At 68.3% G+C, this 19,417-nt stretch carries 16 protein-coding genes and 1 tRNA gene; 7 read left to right on the top strand and 10 right to left on the bottom strand.

Features of this window, described 5'->3' with window-relative positions; all coding sequences use genetic code 11:
• The first annotated feature begins 181 nt into the window (after positions 1-181).
• On the top strand, positions 182-1,849 hold the full coding sequence (locus ACWDSJ_RS06600; RefSeq protein ID WP_450029738.1) for a cutinase family protein: 1,668 nt from the start codon (positions 182-184) through the stop codon (positions 1,847-1,849).
• A 62-nt stretch (positions 1,850-1,911) separates the two neighbouring features.
• Here ACWDSJ_RS06600 and ACWDSJ_RS06595 read toward each other — a convergent pair whose 3' ends face one another.
• The 8 genes from ACWDSJ_RS06595 to ACWDSJ_RS06560 all read right to left on the bottom strand — a co-directional run bounded on the left by ACWDSJ_RS06595 (position 1,912) and on the right by ACWDSJ_RS06560 (position 10,425).
• Positions 1,912-3,747 (bottom strand): glycosyltransferase, encoded by a 1,836-nt coding sequence (locus ACWDSJ_RS06595; RefSeq protein WP_450029736.1) that lies wholly within the window; start codon positions 3,745-3,747, stop codon positions 1,912-1,914.
• Positions 3,704-3,901, bottom strand: coding sequence for a hypothetical protein (locus tag ACWDSJ_RS06590; protein ID WP_450029734.1), 198 nt, complete (start codon positions 3,899-3,901; stop codon positions 3,704-3,706). Before ACWDSJ_RS06590 ends, ACWDSJ_RS06595 begins: the two co-directional genes overlap by 44 nt.
• Before the next feature lie 10 nt (positions 3,902-3,911).
• Positions 3,912-4,445: a MauE/DoxX family redox-associated membrane protein gene (locus ACWDSJ_RS06585; RefSeq protein ID WP_450029733.1), complete on the bottom strand. Its 534-nt coding sequence runs from the start codon at positions 4,443-4,445 to the stop codon at positions 3,912-3,914.
• Positions 4,446-4,885: 440 nt separating this feature from the next.
• Positions 4,886-6,280 (bottom strand): MFS transporter, encoded by a 1,395-nt coding sequence (locus tag ACWDSJ_RS06580; protein WP_450029732.1) that lies wholly within the window; start codon positions 6,278-6,280, stop codon positions 4,886-4,888.
• 81 nt (positions 6,281-6,361) lie between these two features.
• Positions 6,362-7,375: an HNH endonuclease gene (locus tag ACWDSJ_RS06575; protein WP_450029731.1), complete on the bottom strand. Its 1,014-nt coding sequence runs from the start codon at positions 7,373-7,375 to the stop codon at positions 6,362-6,364.
• Between the two features lie 228 nt (positions 7,376-7,603).
• Positions 7,604-7,676: transfer RNA gene (locus ACWDSJ_RS06570), tRNA-Arg, on the bottom strand.
• Positions 7,677-7,743: 67 nt separating this feature from the next.
• Positions 7,744-9,210, bottom strand: a complete 1,467-nt coding sequence (locus ACWDSJ_RS06565; RefSeq protein WP_450029729.1) for a flavin-containing monooxygenase — start codon at positions 9,208-9,210, stop codon at positions 7,744-7,746.
• A 75-nt stretch (positions 9,211-9,285) separates the two neighbouring features.
• Positions 9,286-10,425, bottom strand: a complete 1,140-nt coding sequence (locus ACWDSJ_RS06560) for an acyl-CoA dehydrogenase family protein (protein WP_450029727.1) — start codon at positions 10,423-10,425, stop codon at positions 9,286-9,288.
• A 352-nt stretch (positions 10,426-10,777) separates the two neighbouring features.
• Here ACWDSJ_RS06560 and ACWDSJ_RS06555 point away from each other — a divergent pair, with 352 nt between their 5' ends.
• The 4 genes from ACWDSJ_RS06555 (at position 10,778) to ACWDSJ_RS06540 (ending at position 15,667) form a co-directional block, all read left to right on the top strand.
• Positions 10,778-12,415 (top strand): long-chain fatty acid--CoA ligase, encoded by a 1,638-nt coding sequence (locus ACWDSJ_RS06555; RefSeq protein ID WP_450029725.1) that lies wholly within the window; start codon positions 10,778-10,780, stop codon positions 12,413-12,415.
• A 109-nt stretch (positions 12,416-12,524) separates the two neighbouring features.
• Positions 12,525-12,995: a PaaI family thioesterase gene (locus ACWDSJ_RS06550; protein WP_450029723.1), complete on the top strand. Its 471-nt coding sequence runs from the start codon at positions 12,525-12,527 to the stop codon at positions 12,993-12,995.
• Positions 12,996-13,064: 69 nt separating this feature from the next.
• On the top strand, positions 13,065-14,681 hold the full coding sequence (locus tag ACWDSJ_RS06545) for an AMP-binding protein (protein ID WP_450029721.1): 1,617 nt from the start codon (positions 13,065-13,067) through the stop codon (positions 14,679-14,681).
• Positions 14,682-14,824: 143 nt separating this feature from the next.
• Positions 14,825-15,667 (top strand): SAM-dependent methyltransferase, encoded by an 843-nt coding sequence (locus ACWDSJ_RS06540; RefSeq protein WP_450029720.1) that lies wholly within the window; start codon positions 14,825-14,827, stop codon positions 15,665-15,667.
• A 66-nt stretch (positions 15,668-15,733) separates the two neighbouring features.
• On the opposite strand, the gene ACWDSJ_RS06535 is transcribed toward ACWDSJ_RS06540, so the two are convergent.
• Positions 15,734-16,126: an SCO5389 family protein gene (locus tag ACWDSJ_RS06535; RefSeq protein ID WP_387363051.1), complete on the bottom strand. Its 393-nt coding sequence runs from the start codon at positions 16,124-16,126 to the stop codon at positions 15,734-15,736.
• Between the two features lie 58 nt (positions 16,127-16,184).
• A complete protein-coding gene (locus tag ACWDSJ_RS06530) occupies positions 16,185-17,228 on the bottom strand; it encodes a nitronate monooxygenase (RefSeq protein ID WP_450029718.1) in 1,044 nt (347 codons plus the stop codon).
• 194 nt (positions 17,229-17,422) lie between these two features.
• Between ACWDSJ_RS06530 and ACWDSJ_RS06525 the strand changes: the two genes are divergently transcribed.
• Positions 17,423-18,244 carry a M23 family metallopeptidase gene (locus tag ACWDSJ_RS06525; protein ID WP_450029716.1) on the top strand — a complete coding sequence of 274 codons (822 nt, stop codon included), beginning with the start codon at positions 17,423-17,425 and terminating at the stop codon, positions 18,242-18,244.
• 56 nt (positions 18,245-18,300) lie between these two features.
• Positions 18,301-19,275: a DNA-binding response regulator gene (locus ACWDSJ_RS06520; protein ID WP_450029714.1), complete on the top strand. Its 975-nt coding sequence runs from the start codon at positions 18,301-18,303 to the stop codon at positions 19,273-19,275.
• Positions 19,276-19,417: the final 142 nt, after the last annotated feature.

Here is a 19,417-nt window from a genome sequence, read left to right as displayed (position 1 = left end):
AGGAGGAGATTCGAATGCTGTTCAGCGTCGTCGGGCGACTTGTCGGATTGTTACTGGATTCGGTCGTTTCGATACTGGTTCCGTAACCCGAGCAAACACGACCGGACGGAATTCGTTCCATCCGGGACAGAGGAATGCTCCGAATATCTCGCGACCGAATCCATCCCAGGGGCGGAGCAGAATGCGTAAAGGATTTGCCGTCGCGCTGGCGGCGGTCTCTCTCGGTGCCGTGCCCACCCTGGCACGCGCCGAGCCCACCCCGATCTCCCTTCCGCTCCAGAACTGTCCGGGGCTGTACGTGCTCGCGGTGCAGGGCACCGGGCAGTCGACTCCCGACGCACCCGTCGCCGCGGATTCGGGAATGCTGGGCACCGTGCTCGAACCGGTCGTGACCGCGGCGCGCGATCTGGTCGGCCGCGCCTACGTGCCCTACGCGGCGGCCTTCGGCGGAGCGGTGCCGGGCGGGCCGGTGCCCTATTCGATGTCGGTGACCGGTGGTCTGGACGCCTTGCGGCAGATGGCGACGGCGGTGACGAGCGAGTGCCCGCACAGCGAACTGGCGCTGGTCGGGTATTCGCAAGGCGCGCATGTGGTTTCGATCTTCGCCCGGGAGATCGGCCGGGGACGCGGGCGGATTCCGGCCGACCGGGTCGCGGCCGTGGCCCTGATCGCCGATCCGACCCGCCAACCCGGTGCGCCGCTGTTCCCGGGCGCTCCCGCGCGGCACGCCCCGGCCCCGGCGCCGGGCACATCGGGGACGGAAGTGCAACGGGTGCAAGCGTTTCCGCAGCCCGCGCTGCCGGGCGGCGGCATCGGGCCCGATCAGGACATCGTCGCGGATTTCGGCGCGCTCGACGGCCGGGTGGCCTCGATGTGCCTGCCGGGGGATCTCGCCTGCGACGCGCCGCCCGATCTGCCCATGTTGCGGATGGCGGTCAATATCGCGGGGCAGGCCGATCTCGACCCGGCCGATCCGCTGGCGACGCTCGCGTCGATCGCGGACGCGTTGGCGAGTACGGCCGCCAAGACGGCCGTGCAGGTCGCCGATCACGATCTGACCGGGTATTCGCTGGGGACGCTGGCGCTTTCGCCGCAGAAGCCGCTCAGTCGGCGGCTCGCCGAGATGTCGGATCCGCGCGCCGAGCCCAAGGAGGCGGAGGCGCGCGGCGCGCTGTTGAAACTCGCGACCCGGGCGCTCAACACCGTCGTCGCGCTCACCGGGGCGGTGTTGAAGCCGGACGAGGTCGCGTATGTGCTGGCGGCCGCCGATCCGCTCGACGGGTTGCGGCGGCTCGCGGAGAAGATCGTCACGGCCGTGCATCGTCCGGCGCCGGACCGGCCGCCGTTTCGCCTGTTCACGCAGCTGTTCGATACAGTGGGGCAGCTGCTGGACGAGGCGGCCGGTACCGCGGATCCGGCGATCTGGGCGCATTATCTGGATACCGGGCGGCTGCACGGGTCCTATGTGCTCGGGATCGCGGGTGGGCGGTCCGCGACGCAGTTCGTGACGGACTGGTTGACGGCGGCCGCGCACGACCTGTCCGGTCCACGGCTGGCCGCTCCCGTGCCTTCGAAAACAGCGGCGCCGCAGAATGATTCGGTTACCGATCCCCTTCCGGTGGCCGTGGACGAGCGGAAGTACGTGTCCGCCACGGATATCGGAACGGTGACCGGCGATCCGGTACGGACCGGTGCTCGGCGTCCGCTCGAAACCGACTCCATGACAGGGTATCTGGCGGTTCTGCTGTGCTGTCTCGCCGTCGCGGTGCTCAGCCGGATGTGGGCGTGGTGCTTCGCGCCGCGCGAGCGCTTCCTGGTCGGGACGAAAGGCCGCTGGTTCCGGCGGTAGGGCCGGTGAACGAGAACACCCCGCCTCGCTGGCCGAGGCGGGGTGTTTGGTTTTCGACGGGGTCAGCAACCCAGCGCGTGATCGCGGAAGGCGTTGAGCAGCGCAATCTTCACGTCGGTGGGCTGGCCCGCGGCGTGCATGATGAAGTCGCCCGGGCGGTGTTCGTTCCAGAAGCTGTTCATCGTGCGCTTTTCCAGCACCTTCACCCGCAGGCGGGGGAGCAGCGCGATGGCCCGGGTCATGGCCGTCTGCTCGTAGAACAGCGCGGTCACATCCTGTTTCCAGGCCAGGCGCAGGAGTTCGCCCGTGACCTCGTTGTTGCGGATGAGGAAGCTGCCGGAGTTCAACCCGAGTTCGTCGTGGGTGACGATCAGGTCGTAGGCGTCGTCGCACAGCGCGCGCAGATCGAAGTCGAAATTCGTGATGACCGCGTCGGCGTCGATCCAGTAGAGCCACTCGTGCTCGCGCAGGTGCCGTTCGACCGCCGGGATCTTGGACCAGTGCGGGGCGCGGTCGGTGGTGAAGACGTCGGTGTAGCCGTAGAACGCGAAACCGTGTCGCTCGCAATAGGTTTGCTTGTCCTCGGCGTAGGGACGGGCCCAATGGTCGATATCCGGTGACCAGAGGGTGACGAGGCCGAGCGGGGTCGGTTCGGATGGGCGGTAGGTCCACAGCGGCGGAGCACCGACTTGTGGGATCTCCTGGCGCGGAGAGGTTTTAATGACGAGTGGCGGCGCGGAGGGCGGTAGGGTGCGGTCGCGGAACGGGAAACGCTTGTGGTGGGTGTGTTCGGCGATCACCGTGAGAACCTCGGGTGCGCAGTTCCAGATGTCGCGATGCCGCCGCGTCCACGCCGCGGCCCTGCTACCGAGTTCGTTTGCCGCGCGCCGATTGTCGGCGACCCAGCGGAGCCGCGCGGCGATGTCGTCGACCTCCGGAACCCCGACGACGCCGTGCTCGGGCTCACCGTAGGGGTGTTCGTACGGCCGCCAGGTGACGGGCGGAACCGGCAGGATCGCGTCGGCGGCCGCGCGGCAGATGTCGGCCTGCCCCTCGGCGGCGAGGGCGATCACCGGGAGTCCGGCCGCCATCCCCTCCAGCACGGAGGTGCCGCAGCCCTCGTTTCCCAGCGCGAGCAGGACGTCGGCCTCGTCGTACCAGTTGGGGGAGGTGCGAGCGGGACCGGACAACGTCTCGATGTGGATGCGGGGGTCGGCGGCGGTGTGGCAGTCCGGCCAGCCCTGCCAGGACTTGACGACCAGGCGGGCGTCCGGATCGTCGTCGAACGCCTCCTGCCACGCCTCGATGCCCTGGCGGTAGTTGTCGGTGCGGGACTCCATCATGCCGATCATCAACGTGGTCAACGTCTTTCGGCCCGAGCGATCACAGGGCGAGCAGAACCGCGGGTCGACGCCGCTGGGCACGATGTGGATCGGCGGGGTGACGCCGCAGGAACGGAAGACCTCGGCCACGTACGGGCTGGGGACGATGATCGCGCGGGCCCGGTTCAGCGGGGCGATCCAGTGCGACGGGATGCGCGAACTGTCGCAGGTGGCCCGGATGAACAGGTCGGTGCCGAGGAGGGTGTCGACCTCGGGGCGGCCGGGACAGCCGCTGTAGAGGACCGGTCCGTCGACCCGGGCGGAGGAGGCCGCGACCATCCGGCGGAACTCGGCCGAATGGTCGCGGTCGTCCGCGCGCAGCGGCGCCACGTCGATACGAAAACCGGCCCGGTGCATTCCCCGGGCCAGGTATTCGTGCGTGCGCGCGTAGCCGTCGGCGTGGGTGAAATCGCCGATCAGGGTGATGCCCGCGCCTCGGCGACGCGGGCGGACGGCGGGTTCACACGGCGGGTCAGCGCTTCTTTTCGCGCTGATAAGTGCCGGTTCTGTAGCCATATTTACCCTTTCCGTACGGTTTCGCCGTCTCGCGGTACACCAGCTCTTGGGCCGGTTCGGCATTGGCGAATTCCGGGAATACGGCGACCGCCACCGCCGCGACCGCGGCCGCACCGGAGAATCGGAACATATTGCGTCGGGAGAGCATTGCCATTCCTTCTCGCTCAGGCGCTCACGAGTTCGGCCGGAAGCCGTTCCCGCCGAGCGCGACGGGACATCACGATCAGGACGCTCACGGCTCCCAGCACGGCCAGCACCGTGACCGCCTGTGTCAGCGAATCGAATCGGGCCAGGGTCGCGAAATCGCCACCCCGCCCGACCGTCGCCACCAGCGCGACGACGAACAGCGCGTTGCGCAGCACGGCGTAACGAGAGGTCAGCGGCCGCAGCCGCGACAGCCGACCCGCGGCGAGCACGAGCCCGCGCGCGTGCGCGACGGCGAACGCCGCGGTGGAGAGGGCGAGCAGCGCGGCGGCCGCGGGCACCGCGACCGCGCGAAACGCGCCCAGCACCACCGTGATTCCGGTGATCAACTCGGCGATCGGCACGAACGTCGCGACCGGCCCGACCAGCCGAACGGGCACGAGCTGCGCCACCGCCAGCCAGACCTGCCGCCACACCGGCACCGAGCGCAACACACCCACCGACCGGGCGATCAAATATCCGCCCACGACCAGCCGCGCCACCAATTCGACCATCGTCCTACTCCCTAGAATTCGGTACCCGCCGCGCCGCACACGGCAGCGGCTGCCCGCCCCCGTGCGCGACATCGTCGTCCGAAAAACAGATGCTCAGAGAAGCAGCTCGAGCAGCCCGGAAACGAGGTTCTTCACCGGACCGAGCAGATCGCTGACCAGACCGACAAACTGCACGTTGTGCATGGGTTCTCCTCGTGTAGGTGGAATACTGCCTGGTCTGTGGACCGGCAGTTGTGGGACTCGGGCACCGAGGGGTGGCCGTGTCATTGAGTCTTCGGAGCTGGGGTGGTTCCGGATGGGGGGAAATTTTGGGAATGGTCGTTGTGGGGCAAAACCGGCGGGGGAATTGTGGGGCGGGAATTTCGGACAGGGTTTCGATGAATTGTTTCGATGCCCGGTGGTCGCGGTCGGGCGGCCGAACGATCGGTGAATTCGACAGTTCACCGGTGGGTGCCCGCGCGCGATGTGGGTCCAGCCGCCGAATCGCGGCCCGGAGGGAGGAACGACGCGGCGATGAAGCCGACCGCTCCGACGGCCGCGAGGCAGGTCATCGCGGTGGCGTAGGCGTGGGTGGTGAGGTCGGCGACGAGGATGGTGCCCGCGACGGCGGTGCCCAACGCGGAGCCGAGATTCGATGCGCTGCGCGACAATCCGGAGATCTCGCCCTGCTTGTCCTCGCCGAAACCGGACTGGACCACGGTGACCGACGGGGTGAGCATGACCCCCAGTCCGAGGCCGATGAGCAGCAGGCCCGGGGTGAGGGCCCACGGATTCGGGGAAGTGCCGGTCAGGGCGATAAGGAGGGCGACGCCGACGAGGGTGACGAGGAAGCCGGTTCGGATCAGGAAGCGCGGCGAACGCCGGCGTGCGAAACGGGCGGCGGCGAGCGAGGAGACGAGCAGGCCCAGGGTGGCCGCGGTGAAGATCAAGCCGGTCTGCACGGCGCTGTAACCCCGCACGACCTGCAAATACGTCGCGACCACGAACGAGGTGCCCATCAGGATCAGCCACTGCGTGAGCTGCGTGACCAGGCCGAGGTTGGCGGTCCGCTGGGTGAACATGCCGCTCTCGATGAGCGGTTCGCGGCCCGCCCGCTCGGAGGCGCGGATGGCGAGCCAGAAGCATCCCAGCACGGCGACGCCGAGGCCCGCCAGGATGAGTGCCGAGCGAATGTCGTTGTCGGCGAACTGTATTCCGAGAACCAGCAGAGCCAGCCCGGTCGCCGACAACACGGCCCCGGTGGTGTCGAAGGGGCGGTTCGGGTCCGGCGGCAGTGGGTCCTCGATGCGGCGGCCCAGCACGGCGATCGTCACCACGACGAGAGCCTGGAACAGGAACGCGGCTCGCCAACTCAGCGCGGTGGTGATCAGGCCGCCGATCAACGGCCCGGCCGCCGCCCCGATCCCGCCCATGGCCATGATCACCCCGAAAGCTCTTGCCCGAGAGACATTCTCGGTGAACAACAGGGTGGTCAGGATGTAGACCGGTGGAATCAGCAACGCCGTACCCACTCCCTCGAGAATCGAGTTCCCGATGATCAGCACGCCGAGCCCCGGCGCCGCGGCGCTGAGCAGCGCGCCGACCCCGTAGATCGCCATCCCGGCCCGGAAGCACCGCTTCCGCCCATACCGATCCCCCAGCTTCCCACCCGGAATCATCAACGCGGCCATGACCAGCAGGAATATGGTGATCACGGCCTGCACGCCGGACACCGTCGTATGCAGATCGTCGACGATGTCGTTGATCATCACGTTCATGTTCGACCCGGCGAAGCTACAGATGAACTGGGCGAGCGCGAGGGGGACGAGGACTCCGCGCGGGGTGCTGGGGGCCACGAATACTCCTGAACCGGCTGCTGGGATGTATTCAGCGAACCAGGGAGTTTCGGGGTCCGGCTTCACTCGGGACGGGTGAGATCAGTTGGCGACGACCTTGTTCGATTTGGTCCGGTTGCATCGCCAGCACAGGGTCTGGAGGTTGTCGGGGGTGGTCAGGCCGCCTTTGGATACGGGTGTGATGTGGTCCACCTCGAGCAGGAGGTGCGGCTCGTCGGCAAGTGAGACGGAGCAGTATCGACAGGCGTAGCGATCTCGCTCCTTGATCATGGTTCGCAGTGCCGAGGTCATCAGCGCCCGCTGACCCGCCACGCTCTTACGGAATTTGATTCTCTCCGACATCGTCTCGATCATCGCGTCGATCGTTTCGCGGTTGAGCGTCACGGTCGTGCGCTGTGAGCTGTTTCCCCCGGCGCTGACGTACTCGAACACGTAAACCGGATAGGGCACCGTGATAGGTGACAATTCGACCCCGACATGCTCCATGAATTTGTCCGCGTAGTGTTTCATGATGAACCGGGGCGGGTTGATCGACTGGGTGATGGTAGCTTCACGCTGTGCGAGATTGGTAATGGCATCTTCCAGACGGGTGATGCCGTCGCCCAGGCCCTCGACGTCGGCCAAATCGGTCTCCGTGGCCTTGATATTGAAGTACTTCATCACGTATTTGATCGGGTCGGCGCTGGCATTGCGGGCGACCTGCAATGAGCAGTTGTGCACGAACGGCGTCTGATAGGTGGCGACGTTTCGGTCGCGCCGATACTTGTGCCGACTGGTGTTCTGAAAGGTCGCCAAATGCGCCCGCGCCCCACTCGACGACCCACCGATCGCGAATGTGCCTCGATCGCGGATCTCGCCGACGTACTGTGCGAGTTCATTGTGCTCGGCGACGAACGAGGCGACCGCGGCCTTATGGGCCGAGAATTCTTCGCTGGCGAAATACCGCTTCATGCGTAGGTGCCGGACCAGCAAGACGAGACCCCACGTACCGAGCGCAATGGCAATCACCGCTGCGATCGGTAGCCAGTTCGCGGCGGCCCACTGGACCGCCAGCAGGATCAGCGCTGCGACTATCAGAACCGCGATTAGTGGCATCGGGTTACCTCGTCCCCCGGAAGGTATCAATCAATGTGCACTGTCAGGCGTTCTGACGGTAGCAGGATTGATCGACAGGAGAATGAGATTCGGGAGAATCCCATTTACCTGGTTTCTGGAAACTTGTACCCGCTCGACTGTTCGACCGGCGTGGTTTCGTTGGCGATCCGGAGGCGATGTCCGGGGTAGGTGGACGCGCTGAACTGCGGAAACGGCATCGCACCTCGGTGCCCCCGGCAGGAATCGAACCTGCGACCTACCCTTTAGGAGAGGGTTGCTCTATCCCCTGAGCTACGGAGGCTGGGCCTTGGCCGGAGTTTACCTGCTAGGCCCCCGATCGGTCGCATCGTAGGGGTGGGGTGGGTGGGTCAGGATGTGGGGGGAGGGGTCGTCTCGTAGTCGGAGGGGGCGAAACGTCTTGTCTTCCAACGGAACAGGACCGTCGCCCCCGGCCAGTTGTTGGTGATTCGGCCGGAGGCGTTGCGGTACCAGCTGGAGCAGAAGTTCCAGGGGGTGTTCTTCAGGCGGTTCTGGAGCCAGTCGTCCCAGGACTGTTCCACCTCGGGGCGGGCGGAGAGCGGGCGGCCATCGGAACCGAGGTGGCGGACGGCCTGGCGGATGTAGCGGGCCTGGGATTCGAGCATGTAGATGATGGAACCCGCGCCGACGTTGGTGTTCGGGCCGTACATGAGGAACAGGTTGGGGAAGCCGGGGACGGATATGCCCAGGTAGGCGCGGGCGCCTTCGGGGGACCACTCGTCGGAGAGTTTGCGGCCGCCGGAGCCGTAGATGTTCATGGGGGCCAGGAACTCCGTGCCCTTGAAGCCCGTGCCGAAGATGATGACGTCGGCCTCGTGTTCGACGCCGTCGGCGGTGCGGATGCCGCGGGGAGTCACCTCGGTGATGGCCGTCGTCTCCACCGTGACATTCGGCTGGGCCAGGGCGGGGAAGTAGTCGTTGGAGAACAGCCCACGCTTGCAACCCGCCGCGTAGTCGGGAGTCAGCTTGCGGCGCAACGTCTCATCGGGGACCTGCTTCGCGCGGTGCCGGTCGGCCAGTGCGATGACCGGGTACTTGATGGCCGGCACATCCGTCAGCGCCAATGCCAGGAATTCGAACGTCGACCAGATCAAAAACCGTTCGGCCAACCGCGACGGCGGAAAGTACTTGAACAGCGCGTGATGCAGGGGGCTGTACACCGTGTCCCACTTCGGCAGCACCCACGCCGCCGAGCGCTGGAACAGCGTCAGATGCCCGACGACCGGTTGAATCTCCGGAATGTATTGGATCGCACTGGCTCCCGTGCCGATGCACGCCACCCGCTTTCCGGTCAGATCGACATCGTGATTCCACTCCGCCGAGTGGAACGACTCCCCGGCGAAGGTGTCCAACCCCGGAATGTTCGGCAGCGCCGGGCGCGACAGCTGGCCGACCGCGGAGACGAGGACGTCGGCCGTCAGTATCGTCCCGTCGCCCGTGCGCACCTGCCACACCCCGCGTCGCTCGTCGAACTCCGCGTCGGTGACTTCGGTGCCGAAGCGGATCTTCTCCGGCAGTCGGTACTTCTCCGCGACGCCGCGCATATAGGAATGAATATCCCGCTGCTGCGAAAAGCGCCGGGGCCAATCGGATTTCGGCGCGAACGACCACGAGTACAGCGGTGAGGGCACGTCGCACGCCGCGCCGGGGTAGGTGTTCTCCCGCCACACCCCGCCCAGATCGTCGGCCTTCTCCAGAATCGTGAAGCTCTCGATCCCGGCGCGGCGCAACTCCAGCGCCAGGCCGAGGCCCGCGAATCCGGCGCCGATGATCAGAATGGACGGTGACTCACTCATACCGGAAAGAGTAGGTCGCTCACCTCGGCGGACGAAGGGAACAGCGGACACTCGATCGATATTTCCGGCCAGTTTTCAGCCCGCGAGCCCGCGCGCGATCACCAGGCGCTGAATCTGGTTGGTGCCCTCGAAGATCTGCATGACCTTGGCCTCGCGCATGTACCGCTCGACGGGGAAGTCCTGGGTGTAGCCGTATCCGCCGAAGACCTGCACGGCATCGGTGGTGACCTTCATGGCGGCGTCGGTGGCGACGAGTTTGGCGACGCTGGCCTGCCGCGAATAGGGCAGACCGGCGTCGCGGCGGCGGGCGGCGTCGAGGTAGGTCGCGCGCGCGGAGTCCACGGCCGCGGCCATATCGGCCAGCACGAAACCCAGGCCCTGATGGTCGATGATGTGCTTGCCGAACGCCTCGCGCTCGCGGGCGTAGGCGACGGCGTCGTCGAGGGCGCGCTGGGCCAGTCCGGTCGCGATGGCCGCGATGCCGAGGCGGCCGGAGTCCAGGGCGCTGAAAGCGATCGAAAGTCCTTGTCCCGGTTCGCCGATGAGGCGGTCGCCAGGGACGAAGGCGTCGTCGTAGGCGGCGGTCGTGGTCGGCACCGCGCGCAGGCCCATCTTCTCCTCCGGCTTGCCGAACGACAGGCCCTCGGTGTCGGCGGGCACGAGCAGGCACGACACCCCGCGCGAGCCCTCGCCGGTGCGGGCGAACAGCGTGTAGTAATCGGCCTTGCCGCCGTTGGTGATCCACGCCTTGGAGCCGGTGACGCGGTACCCGCCGTCGACGGCCACGGCCCGGCAGCGCAGCGCGGCGGCGTCCGAGCCGGCGTGCGGTTCGGACAGGCTGTACGCGCCGATCGTGCCGCCCCCCAGCATGTCCGGCAGCCAGCGCCGCTTCTGCTCGTCGGAACCGAACACGAACAGCGGATGGCACGACAGGCTGTGCACGCTGACCGCCACCGCGACCGCCGCCCAGCGCGCGGCCAGCTCCTCGAGCACCTGGAGGTACACCTCGTAGGGCTGATCGCCGCCGCCGAACTCCTCCGGGTACGGCAGGCTCAGCAGACCCGCGGCCCCGAGCGCCCGGAACGCCTCGGCCGGGTAGCGCTCGGCGCGCTCGTACTCGGCGGCATACGGTTCGAGCACCTTGTCGGCGATCTCGCGGGTCAGGTCCAGCAGATCGCGGGCTTCGGGGGTGGGCAGCAGGCGTTCGACGGGCATGGCGGTCCTTCCACGAGATTCCCTCTCGCACTCTAGGCGGCGCTCGTGGCTAATCGGCGGCGAACACCGGTGTTCGCCGCCGGGTGGACAACCCTTCCGGTTACCCACTAGTATTGCGCACCAACCATTTCTCGAAAAAGCCTGTCCCGGTGCGCTTTTGGGGCCTTCGGCGGTGCCGCAGGGGGTGTCGTCGCAGGCGGGTGCGCCCCGGGACGGAGGCGATCGCACGCGGCGAGCAGCGGCTCGTCGCGTGCGATCGGCCATCCCCTTGGTACGTGCCACCAGCGGTAACGGATTCCGCTATCCTCGCGCATGTGTGACTCAGTTCACCGGTTAAGGAGTAGCGGTACACATGTGGAGCACGATGCAGGACGAGCAGCTGTCGTTGGCGACGCTGCTCCGGTATGCGGCGACATTCCAGGGCGACAGCACCGTCTCGACGTGGACGGGCGACGGGCTGCGCACCATGACCTATCGGGAACTGGGCGAGCAATCGGCCCGGCTGGCACACGCGCTGCGGGGTCTGGGAATCGGCGAGGGTGACCGGGTCGGCACCTTCATGTGGAACAACAACGAGCACATGGTCGTCTACGCGGCCGTGCCCGCGATGGGCGCGGTGCTGCACGCGCTCAACATCCGGTTGTTCCCCGAGCAGCTGGTCTACGTGGCCAACCATGCCGAGGATCAGGTGGTCCTGGTCGACGGCTCGCTGCTGCCGCTGTTCGGGCAGTACCTGCCCAGTATGAAAACCGTGCGCCACGTGATCGTGGTCAACGGCGACGTCGCCGCTTTGCAGGCGCCCCAGGGGGTGACCGTGCACGCCTACGACGAACTGCTCGCGGCCCAGCCCGCCGAGTACGACTTCCCGGTGATCGACGAGCACGCCCCGGCCGGAATGTGCTACACCTCCGGCACCACCGGCGACCCGAAAGGCGTTGTCTACTCCCATCGTTCGAACTGGCTGCACGCCATGCAGGTGATCTCGCCGAGCGGGATGGGCTTCAGCGAGCGCGACACCGTGCTGGCCATCGTCCCGCTGTTCCACGCCAACGCCTGGGGTCTGCCCTACGCCGCGATGATGTCGGGCGCGCATGTGCTGATGCCCGACCGCTTCCTCCAGCCAGGCCCGTTGTTGCAGATGATGGCGCAGGTCAAGCCGACCTTCGCCGCCGCGGTGCCGACCATCTGGGGCGGCGTGCTGGCCGGGCTCGAGGCCAATCCGCAGGACATCTCGCACCTGCGGACCGTGGTGGTCGGCGGCTCGGCGCTGCCCCCGTCGATGATGCGGGCCTTCGAGCAGAAGCACGGGGTGCGCCTGCTGCACGCCTGGGGCATGACCGAGACCTCCCCGCTGGGCAGCGTCGCGCATCCGCCTCGGGACGCCGAGGGCGACGAGGAGTGGGAGTACCGCGTCAGCCAGGGCCGCTTCCCCGCCTCGGTGCGGGCGCGGCTGGTGGCCGACGACGGCAGCGTGGTCCCCAACGACGGCGAGTCGCTCGGCGAGCTCGAGGTGCGCGGGCCGTGGATCACCGGGTCCTACTACTCGCCCGACGGCCCGGTGGTCGATCCGGCGAAGTTCGACGACGGCTGGCTGCGCACCGGCGACGTCGGCAAGATCAGCCCCAACGGCTTCCTCACCCTGGTCGACCGGTCCAAGGACGTGATCAAGTCCGGCGGCGAATGGATCTCGTCGGTGGATCTGGAGAACGCCGTCATGGGTCACCCGGCCGTGGCCGAGGCGTCGGTCATCGGCGTGCCGGACGAGAAGTGGGACGAGCGCCCGCTGGTCGCCATCGTCCTCAAGGAGGGCGCCACGGCCGAACCGCACGAACTGCGCGAGTTCCTGGCCGACAAGTTCGCCAAATGGCAGCTGCCCGAGCACTGGACGTTCATCGACGAGATCCCCAAGACCAGCGTCGGCAAGTTCGACAAGAAGCGGCTACGGGCGAGCTACGGGAACGGCGAACTGAAGGTGACCACACTGACTTAGCTCGTCCCGCAGCCCGAGGGCCGGAGACCGCGCGAGGCCGGTATTGACGCCATGCCAACAGCATGTCGTACCCTGAGCCGACACGTGGTCCAGGAAAGGGATACCGAGCATGGCCGAGACGAACAGCGACGCGCCGGCGTACGCGGACATGGTGAACAGCGCGCTGGAGTTCACCATTCCGATCGCGCACAAGATGGGTGTGCGGGCGCTCGAGGTGCGGTCCGGTTACGCGCGGACGACCGTGCCGATCGAGGGCAACGGCAACCACTTCGGGGTCATGTACGCGGGGGTGCTGTTCACCGTCGCCGAGGTGCTCGGTGGTGCGATCCCGCTCGCGACCTTCGACGTGGCGAAGTACTACCCGCTGGTGAAGGATCTGCGGATCGCCTTCCGCAAACCCGCGAAAACCGATGTGCGCGCGGAGGCTTCGCTGTCGGCGGAGGAGATCGCCCGGATCACCGCCGAGGCGGACGCGAAGGGCAAGGCCGATTTCACGTTGCACGCCAGCGTGACCGACGCCGACGGGGTCGTGGTCGCCGAGACCACCGGCCTGTATCAGCTGCGCACGCACGGCAGCTGACCCCGCGTCGCCCGCGGCCACTCGGCCGCGGGCGGGGCGTAACCTGATGGAGAGCAACGGAGTTCGCCCATGACCACGTCCCTGCTCCGGGATCTGGGTGTCCGCGCCTGGGTCGAACTGGAATCGCTGCGCCTGGCCGTGGGCAGCGGTCTGGTGGGCGTCGAATCGCCCCGAACCCTGCTGTCGGCGGGCGCCGCGCTGCTGCGCTACGGGACTCTGCCCGCGGCCCTTCGCTTTTCGGCCGCGCGCTACGGCGATCGGGCCGCGCTCGTCGACGAACTGGGCACGCTGAGCTTCCGCGATCTCGACGAGCGCTCCAACCGGCTGGCCAACGAGTGGCGCAAGCGCGGGCTGAAAACCGGTGAGGGCGTTGCGATTCTGGCCCGCAACCATCGCGGCCTGCTCGACGCGGTCTTCGCCGCGGCCAAGTGCGGCGCCCGGATCATCCTGCTCAACACCGATTTCGCGGGGCCGCAGCTGCACGACGTGGCCCGGCGGGAGGCGGTGGATCTGCTCGTCTACGACGAGGAGTACGAGCCCATCCTCGGCGATCTGAGCCCCCGGCGCGGGGCCTACCGCGCCTGGACCGACACCGCGCACACCTCCAGTCTGGAGGCGCTCATCGCGGCGGGGTCGCCCGCGCCGCCGCCCGCCCCGGGAACCGCGGCCAAGGTGATCCTGCTGACCAGTGGGACGACCGGAACGCCCAAGGGCGCGTCCCGGCCGGAACCGCGCTCGCTGGAACCGGTGGGCGCGCTGCTGAGCCGGGTGCCGTTCCGCACCCGCGAGGTCACCGAATGCCCTGCGCCGCTGTTCCATACGCTCGGCTTCTCGATGGCGCTGCTGTCGCTCGGGCTGGGCTGCACGCTGGTGATCCGGCGGCGCTTCGAGCCGCGGCGGGTGCTCGACAGCATCGCCCGGCACCGCGCGACCGCGCTGGTGGCCGTGCCGGTCATGCTCGCCCGCATCGCCGAACTGGAACCGGAGGAGCTGCGCGGGCGCGACTTGTCCTCGCTGCGAATCGTTTTCGTGGCCGGGGCGCAACTGGGCGCGGAGCTGTGCCGCCGCGTGACCGAATCGCTGGGGCCGGTGATCTACAACATGTACGGCTCCACCGAGATCGCCTACGCCACCGTCGCCACCCCGCGCGATCTGGCCGCCGAACCCGGGTGCGTCGGGCGGCCGGTGCTCGGCGCGGTGGTGCGGATCCTCGACGACCACGGCCGCGAGGTGCCGCGCGGGACGACCGGACGGGTGTTCGTCGCGAACGCCGTGCAGTTCGAGGGCTACACCGGCGGCGGCGACAAGGAACGCGTCGGGCGCCTGACCGCATCCGGCGATATGGGCCATTTCGATTCGGCCGGAAGGCTTTTCATCGACGGACGCGACGACGACATGATCGTCTCCGGCGGCGAGAACGTCTTCCCGGGCGAGATCGAGGAACTGCTCAACGCGCATCCGGGCGTGCGCGAGGCCGCGGTGCTCGGCGTGCCCGACGAACGGTTCGGCGCGCGGCTGGAGGCGTTCGTGGTGCGCGCGGATCCGGAACTGGACGACGACGCGATCAAGGCGCACGTGCGTTCGCATCTGGCGCGCTACAAGATTCCGCGCCGGGTGGTGTTCCTCGACGAACTGCCGCGCAACCCGACCGGCAAGGTGCTCAAACGCGTGCTGCGCGAGCTGTGAGAACTGCCTTTGCCAAATGTTTGCGACAGACTGGAGAGTCGCCATTTCCGTTTGGCATATCCCGCCGTTTTCTCCACGGAAAGCCCGCGTGCCGAGGGTTCGCCGACCTATCCTGAGCCGTACGTGACAGGAAAGAGTTCACCATGTCGGACAGCAAGGCGCGGACCGCATCCCGATTACCGACCACGATCGATACCAGCGTGGCCCACGAGGCCCGGGTCTACGATTACTGGCTCGGCGGCCGGGACAACTATCCGGCCGATCGCGCCCTCGGCGACGCCATCGCCGCCCACGTTCCCGCCATTCGCGAGATGGCCCGCGCCAATCGCGCGTTCCTCGCGCGCGCGGTGCGATTCGCGATCGCGGAGTTGGGCGTCACCCAGTTCCTCGACATCGGGACGGGCATCCCGACCGCGGGCAACACCCACGAGATCGCGCAGCGGATCGATCCCGCCGCGCGCGTGGTGTACGTGGACAACGATCCGATCGTGCTGGCGCACGCGCGGGCGCTGATGGCGAGCACGGACGAGGGCGCGACCGCATTCGTCCACGCCGACCTGCACGATCCGGCGGCGATCCTGGCCGAACCGGTGCTCACCGAGACGCTGGACCTGGATCGGCCGGTGGCCCTGATGCTGGTCGCGGTGCTGATGTACTTCCGCGACGAGGACGATCCGCACGGCATCCTGGCGCGCCTGCTGGACGCGCTGCCGTCCGGCAGCTGCCTCGTGATCACCCATCCCACAGCGGATTTCGACGCGCGGGCGATGAAGAACGTGGTGCTGGCGTCGGAGCAGGCCGGGATCACGTTCTATCCGCGCAGCCGCGCCGAGACCGAAAACCTGTTCGCCGGAACGGAAATCCTCGATCCCGGGGTGGTTCCGGTGGTCACCTGGCGACCCGACCTCGCCGACGACGCGGCCGCGGCGACGGCCGCCGATCGCGAATCCGCCTGGTACTGGGCGGGTATCGGCCGCAAACCCTGAAAAGGCTTGCGGCGCAGGGAAACCGGCGCGAGCGATCCCCTTCCGCGCGCGCCGGTTTCACCCGTTTCAGCAGTTACGCAGCTCGGGGCTCTGGTTCAGCAGCTGCGCGCGGGTGGAGATGAAGCGGCCGTAGGTCTCGCCGCCCACCTCCGACAGCCGGAAGGCGGCCACCCGGTGGCAGTTCTGGAAGGCGAGCTTCACCCCGAAATGCCGTTCCAGGCCGCCGCGGATCGCGTCGGAGGCCATGGCGCGCAGCAGCTGGCCGCGGGCCGTCTCGTCGGGCGGTGCGACCAGATTGTCCGCGAATGCGGCTGTGCCGGAACGCAGTTCGTCGGCAACCCGGCTGACCACCTCGTACGCGTAGGGCAGCGAGTCGCGCACGCATTCGACGAACTCCGCGTCGCTGACCTCACCGCGTTCGGCCCGTTCGAGTAGTGCGGTTGGGACGTCCAGTGACATGACGCTCTCCTCATGGGATGGGCGGATGGTGCCCCATGATTCTAAACGAAAAACGTTGTCAACAATCCTGGATTCGCGACGAGAGTGCCTGCTTCAGCGCGGATTTCGTGTCGGCGGTCAGGGTGCGCACCACCTCCGCGGCGGGTGCGTCGGTGGCCAGGACATGGGTCTGACCTGCCCAGAGGTTCACCGCGTCGGCATTGCCCTCGGCGCGGGCGATCTTGCGCAACGGCCCGGTGGCGTAATGGATTTCGGGGTAGGCGACCGGGGCGTCGGGGTGGTCGAGCATGAACTGGTTGCGCAGTCCGCGCGCCCGGCGGCCGCTGAACGCGCGGGTGAGCATCGTCGGGGTCGCGATCGGCAGGGCGTCGCGGTGCACGCTCGCGGTGCCCGCCTCGGGGCAGCGCAGGAACGCGGTGCCCAGCTGTGCGGCCGCCGCGCCCGCGGCCAGCGCCCCGGCGATGCCCGCGCCGGTGACGATGCCGCCGGTCGCCACGATCGGCACGTCGACCGCCGCGGTGAGCAGTTGCAGCAGCGCGAGCACCGACAGCGGATCGGTGGCGTCGTCCTCGGCCCGGTCCACGAAGGTCGCACGATGCCCGCCCGCCTCGGCGCCCTGGGCGATGAGCACGTCGGCCCCCGCCTCGACCGCCGCGCGGGCCTCGGGCACCGAGGTCACCGTCACCCACACCTCCGACCCGGCCGTGCGCAGCCGCGCGATCTCGGCCGCGTCGGGGCAGCCGAAGGTGAACGACACGACCGGCACCGGATCGGTCGCCAGCCGGGCCAGCTTCGCCGCCCAGTCGTCGTCGTCGAATCTCGGCTCGCCGAGGTCGTAGCGGCCGCCGAGACGATCGAGGTACGGGGCGAATTGCTCCGTCGGCGTGGGTGTTCCGGGGGCGAACAGATTCACCCCGAACGGGCGGTCGGTGAGTTCGCGTACGCGCGCGACGCGGTCGAAGCTGTCGTCCGCGCCGAGGTAGCCGGTGGCGAGGAAGCCGAGCCCCCCGGCGTCGGAGACGGCCGCCGCGAGTTCGGGCGTCGACGGGCCGCCCGCCATGGGCGCCAGCACGATCGGAGTCCGCAGTTCGTCGAGGATCACCCCTCCAGTTTGATCTCGAGCTGTGATTTTCGCTCAGAAGGTTGCGGAAAGGTCACGACGGAGTACAGTTTCCGTCACAACAGATGCCGAATCGTTACCGAACCCGGGTTTCGAGGCGGCAGGACCAGTGATCGACACTAGGACGAGCCTTGCCGCACCATCGTGAGACCGCCACTTCGGTATCTGTCTGGGATTTGCTGGAAGACGGGGCTGCCGGTCGGCCGACCCGGCATCGGTCCGAATCCCGCACCGCGGATCGCGTCAAGCTCGCGGCCAGCGCCGCGGTCGCGGCGGGCGCGCTGATCGGCACCGCCTCCCAGCTGGCTCAGGCGTCGCCGCTACTGGCCGGTGGGCACAACGCCAATGACACCGACACGATCGCCCTCGACGTCGCCTCCGAGCCGGTGAAGGAGGCCAAGCAGGTCCAGACCGGCCCGAAGCTGGTCGCCGAGACCGAGGAGGTCGCCGCCCCCGCGCCGGTCGCCGCGCCCGCCCCGGCTCCCGCGCCCTTCGGTTTGCAGAACCTGCCGCCCGAGGTCGCGGGCCCGCTGTCGCAGGCCGAGCAGGTCATCAAGAGCTTGCAGCAGCAGGCGGCCCCCGCGCAGGCGGTCCGCCCGGTGTCCGGCGTGGTGAGCTCCGGATACGGCGGGCGCTGGGGCGCTTTCCACTACGGCGTCGACTTCGCCGATCCGATCGGCGAGCCCATCCACTCGGTGGAGTCCGGCACGGTGATCGAGGCGGGCCCGGCGTCGGGTTTCGGGCTGTGGGTGCGGGTCAAGCACGACGACGGCACCACCGGGGTGTACGGGCACGTCAACGACATCCTCGCCCATGTGGGGCAGCGGGTGAACGCCGGTGACGTGATCGCCACCGTCGGCAACCGCGGCGACTCCACCGGGCCGCACCTGCACATGGAGATCTGGGATGCCAACGACAACCGGATCGATCCCGCCCCCTATATGGCGAGCAAGGGCGTCACGCTGTCCGAGCAGCAGTGGGGTCCGGGGCGGGACTAGGAACGAGACCGGCAGCCGCGCCCCACGCGTGGTGAGCGGTAGTGGGGGTTTGTGGTTTGACGGGCTTGCACGAGCTGTTCGAAGCCGAGTCGCTGCTCGGGCGCGCCTACGCGGCCCTGGTTCAGCATCCGAGAATCGGCCTGACCGAGTTGGCCGAGCACCTGGGCGAGCCGCCCGAGGCGGTCGCGGCCGCGCTGGCGGAACTGGTCGAGCTCCAGGCGGTGGTCCGCATCGAGGACGACGGCGTGGTCTGGGACGCGCACGCCCCGGAAGCGTTGTCGGAGGCCGAGTCTCGTCGTCGGCAGGCGCAGACCGCGCGCATGCACGCGGCCGCCGCGCGCCTGGGCGAGACGTTCCGGTCGGTGCGGCGCTCGGCGCGCGGTGACGGCACGGTGGTCCCGATGTACGAGACCCGGGAGATGATCGCCGAATTCGAGGACTTGCAGCGCAACGCGTGCAAGACCGTGCGCCTGGTGGAACGCGGCCCCTACGTCTGCGACGACGAGCGCGCCGAGCGGCTGTTCGAGCTGAAGACCGCGCGCATCGAGGCGGGTGTGCGGTATCAGCTGCTCTATCAGGACACCATCTATCAGGACGCCGACCGGTTGCGGCACGCGCTGGCGGTGACCGCCGCGGGCGCGCAGGCCCGCACCCTGCCCGATCCGCCGGTGAAGGTCCTCATCGCCGACGGCGAGCGGGCGAGCCTGATGCTGCACCACGACGAGCGCCGCGGCGATCCGATGGGCCTGCGCATCGGCCCGTCGCCGACGCTGGACCTGCTCGTTCGCACCTTCGACGTGCTCTGGTCGCTGGCCGCGCCCATCTCGGTGAATCCGAGCGAACCGCTCGACGAGCGCGACCGCGCGATCCTCACCCTGATGGGCCTGGGCGCCACCGACGACACCATCGCGCGGCGGCTCGGCATGTCCCGCCGCACTGTCGTGCGCCGCACCGCCAGCCTGCTCGAACGGCTCGGGGCCAGTACCCGGTTCCAGGCGGGGGTGCAGGCCATGAGGCGGGGGTGGCTGTGATTCCCGCGTATCGTCTCCGAATGTGACGAATCCATCGAATCGGGCCGCCGCCGCAACGTTCGGTCCCCCTTCTACCGATGAGTAGTGCGTAGCTCGGGCGCGAGCCGCCGTACCACGCACCCCTATATGATTGCTCGGACCG

It is taken from the genome of Nocardia sp. NPDC003482 (assembly GCF_053588115.1).
The sequence above is the reverse complement of the archived record's forward strand: the minus strand, read 5'-3'. Positions and strand labels throughout refer to the sequence as shown.

Coding starts and splice junctions, on each gene's coding strand:
- ACWDSJ_RS06540 (WP_450029720.1), top strand. CDS start 14,825: ATGTCGGACAGCAAGGCGCGGACCGCATCCCGATTACCGACCACGATC.
- ACWDSJ_RS06575 (WP_450029731.1), bottom strand. CDS start 7,375: ATGCCACTAATCGCGGTTCTGATAGTCGCAGCGCTGATCCTGCTGGCG.
- ACWDSJ_RS06585 (WP_450029733.1), bottom strand. CDS start 4,445: ATGGTCGAATTGGTGGCGCGGCTGGTCGTGGGCGGATATTTGATCGCC.
- ACWDSJ_RS06560 (WP_450029727.1), bottom strand. CDS start 10,425: ATGCCCGTCGAACGCCTGCTGCCCACCCCCGAAGCCCGCGATCTGCTG.
- ACWDSJ_RS06600 (WP_450029738.1), top strand. CDS start 182: ATGCGTAAAGGATTTGCCGTCGCGCTGGCGGCGGTCTCTCTCGGTGCC.
- ACWDSJ_RS06555 (WP_450029725.1), top strand. CDS start 10,778: ATGTGGAGCACGATGCAGGACGAGCAGCTGTCGTTGGCGACGCTGCTC.
- ACWDSJ_RS06545 (WP_450029721.1), top strand. CDS start 13,065: ATGACCACGTCCCTGCTCCGGGATCTGGGTGTCCGCGCCTGGGTCGAA.
- ACWDSJ_RS06535 (WP_387363051.1), bottom strand. CDS start 16,126: ATGTCACTGGACGTCCCAACCGCACTACTCGAACGGGCCGAACGCGGT.
- ACWDSJ_RS06595 (WP_450029736.1), bottom strand. CDS start 3,747: ATGGCTACAGAACCGGCACTTATCAGCGCGAAAAGAAGCGCTGACCCG.
- ACWDSJ_RS06590 (WP_450029734.1), bottom strand. CDS start 3,901: ATGGCAATGCTCTCCCGACGCAATATGTTCCGATTCTCCGGTGCGGCC.
- ACWDSJ_RS06565 (WP_450029729.1), bottom strand. CDS start 9,210: ATGAGTGAGTCACCGTCCATTCTGATCATCGGCGCCGGATTCGCGGGC.
- ACWDSJ_RS06550 (WP_450029723.1), top strand. CDS start 12,525: ATGGCCGAGACGAACAGCGACGCGCCGGCGTACGCGGACATGGTGAAC.